The following is a 6,293-nucleotide window of genomic DNA, read 5'->3' as shown; positions in this document are numbered from 1 at the left end:
TCTTTATAAATCACCCAACTCATCCAAAACAGCACTCCTGCTGTTGCCAAAGCAGTAGCCCAAACTAGGGCTGTAAATCCGTACTCTAGCCAGATACCCTCTCCCTTTGTGCTAGTAAGGTCTGTATCAAAGCCAGCTTCTGTAGAATGGTCAGCTTGATCAGAAAAACCCGTCATATTGTGTCGTTTTACATTAGTCCGTTACATGGCTGTAAAGAATATGCTGAGAGGACATCTCCGTACTGGAAATGCCCTCATAACCAAAACTTAGAGCCTTAGTCCAGTAATCACACTTGTGCGTAAGAGGGAAGCATTTGGACAGAAAAAGTAGGGTGTGAGCGCTAAATCTTCGTCCAAATGCTATGCTTCGCCCTTCCTGGGGAAAAACGCTCTACTGGCTAGCCCTTACTAAATCAGTGTTCTAGAAGATTGCGAGTGTTGAGTCTGTCACAATTTGTACGTTTCTCAAAACTCAACTCTTGCTTAGCGGGCTGCAACGTTGGTGGATACTTCTTGCTTCGCCCGACTTGCCACAGTTTGCGGAATCTGGGTGTAGCCTAGCTGACCGTTGATGGCTTGACCTTTAGTCAAAATCCAGTCAACCATCTTTTTAACGACTGGCGCTTTCTGAGCGTCATATTCTTTCTTGATGAGCAGCCAAGTCACACCAGCAATGGGATAGCCATCCGCTGGGTCTGCTGCGCCGGTTACGTTGAAATCAGAGCCAAACGTAATGGAGGATAATGCCTTATTCGCTTCAGCAAGGGTCGGTGAAACGAACCGATTAGTCTTATTCTGCACCTGAGCTTGTTGAAGGTTGTTCTGAGTAGCGTAGGCAGCCTCTACATAACCGATCGCACCTTCTGTTTGTTTTACCAGAGCAGCTACACCGGGATTTCCTTTACCACTGAGGGGGTTCCCCAGCCAAGTGGGAGCAGCATCCGGTGGAATTTTGCTCTTGAAGGCGGAACTAATGGCAGCCAAGTGGCTGGTGAAAATTTTAGTGGTGCCGCTGCCATCGGAACGGACTGCTAATCTAATAGGTTTGTTGGGCAGATTCGCGCCAGGGTTATCGGCAGCGATTTTGGGGTCGTTCCAACGGGTAATTTCGCCCATGAAGATAGCGGGCAGTACCGATCGCGACAACTTGAGATTGGATACGCCAGGGAGATTGTAAACCACTGAGACAGCGCCGCCTGCTGTTGGCACCAAGATTACACCCTTTTTCATCTGGCTCTTATCTTCAGCCTTGGGATAGGCATCACTGGCACCGAAGTCAACCGTGTCAGCGATAAATTGCTTAATGCCGCCGCCGCTACCAATTCCTTCGTAGTTAACCTGAATCCCTGTTTCTTTTTTGAACTGGTCAAAGTAACGGTCGTAAAGGGGTTTTGGGAATGTTGCTCCGGCACCGTTTAAGGTTACGGTTTGAGCGATCGCAGTATAGACTGAACCGAATGAAAAAGCGATCGTTGCTGTTGAAAGCGTAACAGCACGACGCAAACCGTTTGTCAAAAACACCATATTGTTTCTTCCTTAAGAAGGATGTGGCTACCAGGAGTGAGGAATCTATTGTTAGAACTAAGCTAAATTACCAGGTAAATGTCAGCAATAAAGTAAGCTTTATTTAACTAAAGATTAAGGTTAGCTTAATAAGAAATATACTCATTTTTTTATGGTAATAGTGGATAAAAAGCTGTAGATTATTACCGGAATATTATTAAATTCACTTAATTTAAGTTTCACTTCTCAATCATTAAATAATGATTGGGAAAAGGGCTGCTTATTGAAGCAAAAGTCAATAAGTACGCTTCCAAAAGCATTGTTAAATTCAGCCAGCGTTATTGGTCGCTCCAGCAATAAGCCTGACGACAGGCAACGCTTAGGCGCTATGACTGTCAAGCTCTCTGCTCCTAACCTTACCAAGCCATATCGCCAACCGTACATCAATGAATCAGTCTTACTTCGTTAAAAACTTACCTACGCCCCTGCAAACTTTATGGCGGCCTATGCTGCTGATTTCTTTAGGGTTGCACGGATTCTTGTTAGCCATACCAATGCCGTCACACCAAAAGCCTCAACCTCCCAAAAAAGAGCCAGAAAAGGTCAAAATTACGCAGTTACCAACCACGCCACCTTCCCCTCGTCCCGCTATTAAACCTTCTCCTAAACCGACCCTGAAGGTAAGTCAAACGATTCCTCCTAAACCGAAGCCCATTCGCCCACCTTCAACAGAGATACCCCCCTTACCTCCTAAAACAAAGGCGATTCCGCGACCTCAACCGTCACAAACTCCAGAGAAAAGACCACAGTCAAAAGCAACGCCAACGCCATCCTCAACACCAACGCCATCCCTATCGCCAACTCCAGAGCAATCACCACAGTCAACAGCGACACCAACGCCATCGCCGTCACCGACTCCAGAACAATCGCCAACTCCTGCTCTACAAAACCCATTTGCAGATTTTCCCTTTCCAGACAATGCTCAGCTTGGTTCATTGGGTTTACTGTCCGGAGAAACTGACAAATCAGCACGTAACACAATAGAGGCACTCGCTCAAGTGGCTGACTTCTACACCAAAGAACTACCAGCTAGGAAGTTCAATTCTCAGCCTTTTAACGATGCGACAGACTTAAAAGTTTATAAAGTCTCTAAAGAGGGGGCTGAACCTCAATTCCTCCATTTAATTTCCAAGGATGGAAAAACGGTAATTGTTCTTGCATCTCAAGAAATCAAAGACCTAAGTGCTTTCAAGAGTGCAGAAACACGAAGCCCTGAGGAAATTGCCTTTGAAAGTGCGCTTGCACCAGTTAAAAGCAGCGAAGACTTCGGTGCAGTTTTTCCTGAGGATATTAGTAAGCTTCCTCCAGCCGCTCAATCGGCATTTGCTGATACAAACAAGTTCCGGGGCTTAGTTACAACAACGACATTTAAACCCAAGTCGCCACAGGAATTGTTTAATGAAGTGCAAAATCAACTCATCCAGCGTCACTTTACACAAATTTCTCAAGAAGCTTCTTATGGAGGTGGACTCACATATAAAATCACACAAGGGAATTTCACAAGTTATCTCTACTTCGTAGCCAATGCAGATAATAAGACGATATTTTTTGTGTCAAAGGATTCTCCTTTCTAGTGAGGAAAGAATTTTCATAAATATGCGAGGGTGAGTGATGCGATCGCCGATAAGGCATCAGCGACACCGATCTCCCAACGGAAGCAAGGCGGGTACAGCATCCCATTAAGGCTATTGGCTCTTTAATCTGGTAATTTTTTACATTTACGCATCTAATTGGCTGATTTGTACGTCTTGATCAGGGTGAGAGGTGAGAACCCAGATTTTTCTAACTCATATACCTCTTAGATTTCTGATGCTTATTTCTAAGTTCAGCTAAGATCGGGTTCAGCTTAGTCTCGCCTAGTCAGAACACCCAAATACGTCAATGAAGCCGCCTGACTTCCTGCTAAACTTCCCGGCTCCCGCACGGATGCTATTCCGCCCCATGCTGATGATTTCCTTATTGCTGCATGGCATAGTACTAATGCTGCCGATCTCGTCTGATCTAAACATCGAAGGGTCTAAAACTTCTAAACAATACAAGCCCATCAAGATCGCGCAGTTACCAAGGACTCGATCTACTGCAAATCCTACTGCTGAGTCCCCAGCGAAACCGAATCCTCAACCTAGCCCTCAGCCAAGCCAGTCAATTCCTGGCAAGCTGCCAACTCGTCCAGACTCCTCATTGGAACTAAATCCTCAGCCTAGCCCTCAGCTAAGCCAGCCAATCCCTCTCGATCCGCCAACTCGTCCAAAACCGATAACGACTCGCCCACAGTTGGATAAATCTCCCATACTGGAACGAAAGTTAAGTTCTCAAGCACAATCCCAGAAAGAGGACACGCAACAGCAGTCTACTCAACAACCAAAGCGATCGCAGCCAACTGAACAACCAAAGCGATCGCAGTCTATCGAAGAGCCAACGCCATCGCCGTATCCTCAACAGCCAACCCCATCCCCATCTATCCAGGAGCCAATCCAGCCGCAACCACCTCAACAACCAACGCCATCACCACCACCTCAACAGCCAACTCCATCCCCATCAACCGAACAGGCAAAGGGAAACAATGAAGGAACAGGAGGCGGTTACGGGCAATATAATCTTTCATTGCCCATTCTGGCTGCCATCGAGGAAATTAAACCTAGACTCGGTGAAGATAGACTCAAACAATTTAAGGCTGAGCGAGATATTAATAAACTCAAGGAATCCAATCAATTTAAAGCAAATGGAGAGCCAGATACCACCCGGTTTATCTTTCTCCAAAAAGCCTTATCACCCTTGACCACTCATGAAATCACTTCCGCCTTACAAACACAATTGAAAACTAAGGATTTTCACTGTGAGCCAAATCCAAAAACTACCTATGGTGGTGGACCTGTTTACGAAGTCACACAGGGAGATGTGAAATTTTATCTAATTTTTGCACCTGGAATGGACGATAATGGCGCTATGACGGCTATTATTTTCTCGCCGAAATTTCCTACCTAGAGCAAGAAGGCAGAAGGCACCGGAGTTAAGCGTGAGGAGGCAGAAGGCTTTTATGAAAGAAAGGTTATACAGTAAACCTTGTAGCCTTTTTCAACTGGATAGTTATTTCCGCCACGCTGCACTAGAGTAAAATAAATTCTGAACGCTCGTTCCCACTCAATTTTCAATCGCTAAAGAGACGCGATCGCCTCCAATATCCCGCAGTCTACCTAGAAGCTGAACTACCTTTTCATAGGGGAGTTTGCGGTCTGCATTTAAAATAACTGCTCCATTGGGATTTTTTTGCAAATAGGCTTGCATGGGTTGAACTAATTGAGCTTCAGTCGTCGGTTGGTTACCGAGATAGAGTTGTCCCTGAGGATTAAGACTCACAACCAATGGATCGGGGGTTTTCTGCTCACTGGCTCCGTTACCCGCACTGGGAAGGGTAATATTGACAGCATTTTGCCGATTGGTTAATGTCATGGAGACAATGATGAAGAATGTCAAAACAGTCATGATGACATCCATCATCGGCACCAGATTAACTTCTGGCATTTGTGAGCTTTTCCGCTGTGTTTTAAATCGCATCCTTGATTAAATTTTAGATTTTGAACTTGGATTAATTTATAAAAACCGATTAATCAGGTGGGTGAAAATAATCCTAAAATGGACAGGGCGGGTTTTGAAGCTGAGAAATTGGTTTGTGTCAGGCCTGTACCCCTAAACCCGCCCCTACAAAATTATCTTGGTCTTTTTACGCCTACCTGCTTAGTCTGGCAACTGCCGATCGCGGATTGATGAGGTTTCTTTAGAAAAATAGGGTTCATACCAAACTTGTCGGTAGATTAATTCTAGTTCGCTGCCCACTTCGGAAAAATAGTCTACCTGCTGGGACTGTAAGGTGACGAAAATTCGGAAGAACACCAAAGCGATAATGGCGACAATCATACCAGTAGCTGTGGCAATGAGAGCCTCACCAATACCAGATGCTGCTTTTGTTGCACCATCGCCAGCACCACCCCCACCTATATTGATATTGTTGAACGTGGTGATCAGACCTGTCACCGTACCCAGTAGACCTAAGAGGGGGGAGATTCCCACAACTGTTTCCAGCAGTTTGTCGCCCTTGTGCATTTTAATAAATTCTTTGTCTCCCGCTGCTTCTAATGCTAGACGAAAGGTTTCGGGAGTAGGTTTCTTGAGCTTCAAGGCAGATAGTAGATAACGGCCAATAGGAAGATACTGGGCTTGAGACGCGATCGCAGCCGCTTTGTCCAAGTCAACACGCGCCGCTTCCAGCACGTCGTGGACTATCCTATCTTCTTGCCTCAAGAACTGGAACCAGAACCAGCCGCGTTCGGCGGCGCAAGCAATAGTAGCAATGGATAACCCTAATAGGGGTATCATTACCGGCCCACCCTGAAGGACAAGATTATAGACTCGGTGTATTGGCATGAGTGTTGACTAGGCGGAGTTTGGCAATTTCCTTGCTAGCATATCGGACATTTGTGCGACAACTGGTTAAGTGACAGTAATGAACAAGCCAAATTGCCTTTAAGAGAGGGGACTATCGCGTCGGTTCAGCGATCGCTGCCGCTTGGTCTAGCTCGTCAGGTGCTGCCTCTAGGGAGCCGGTCAAGAAGTCAAGGTTGACAAAATCTACTTTCTGGGGATGGGCGAAGCATTCGGAGACTAATTTATAGTAAGTGTCCAGGATTTTCCGTCCGAATGCTTCGCCCCTACAACTTTCATATTATGGCTCTC

Annotated in this window: 5 protein-coding genes; 2 read left to right on the top strand and 3 right to left on the bottom strand. The window is 45.8% G+C overall.

The window, feature by feature from the left end:
- Positions 1–482: 482 nt before the first annotated feature.
- Positions 483–1,523, bottom strand: a complete 1,041-nt coding sequence (gene pstS, locus V6C93_RS29195) for a phosphate ABC transporter substrate-binding protein PstS (RefSeq protein ID WP_333480185.1) — start codon at positions 1,521–1,523, stop codon at positions 483–485.
- 425 nt (positions 1,524–1,948) lie between these two features.
- Between pstS and V6C93_RS29190 the strand changes: the two genes are divergently transcribed.
- The gene (locus V6C93_RS29190) at positions 1,949–3,136 is read left to right on the top strand and encodes a hypothetical protein (RefSeq protein WP_333480184.1); all 1,188 of its coding nucleotides are present in this window, start codon (positions 1,949–1,951) and stop codon (positions 3,134–3,136) included.
- A gap of 307 nt (positions 3,137–3,443) precedes the next feature.
- Entirely contained in the window at positions 3,444–4,547 is a 1,104-nt protein-coding gene (locus V6C93_RS29185; RefSeq protein ID WP_333480183.1) for a hypothetical protein, read from the top strand.
- Positions 4,548–4,703: 156 nt separating this feature from the next.
- On the opposite strand, the gene V6C93_RS29180 is transcribed toward V6C93_RS29185, so the two are convergent.
- On the bottom strand, positions 4,704–5,084 hold the full coding sequence (locus tag V6C93_RS29180) for a biopolymer transporter ExbD (protein ID WP_333480182.1): 381 nt from the start codon (positions 5,082–5,084) through the stop codon (positions 4,704–4,706).
- A gap of 213 nt (positions 5,085–5,297) precedes the next feature.
- The gene (locus V6C93_RS29175; protein ID WP_333480181.1) at positions 5,298–5,984 is read right to left on the bottom strand and encodes a MotA/TolQ/ExbB proton channel family protein; all 687 of its coding nucleotides are present in this window, start codon (positions 5,982–5,984) and stop codon (positions 5,298–5,300) included.
- Between the last annotated feature and the right edge of the window lie 309 nt (positions 5,985–6,293).

The organism is Allocoleopsis sp. (assembly GCF_036703385.1).
Classification (GTDB): domain Bacteria; phylum Cyanobacteriota; class Cyanobacteriia; order Cyanobacteriales; family Coleofasciculaceae; genus Allocoleopsis.
This window is presented reverse-complemented; position numbering and strand designations above follow the sequence as displayed.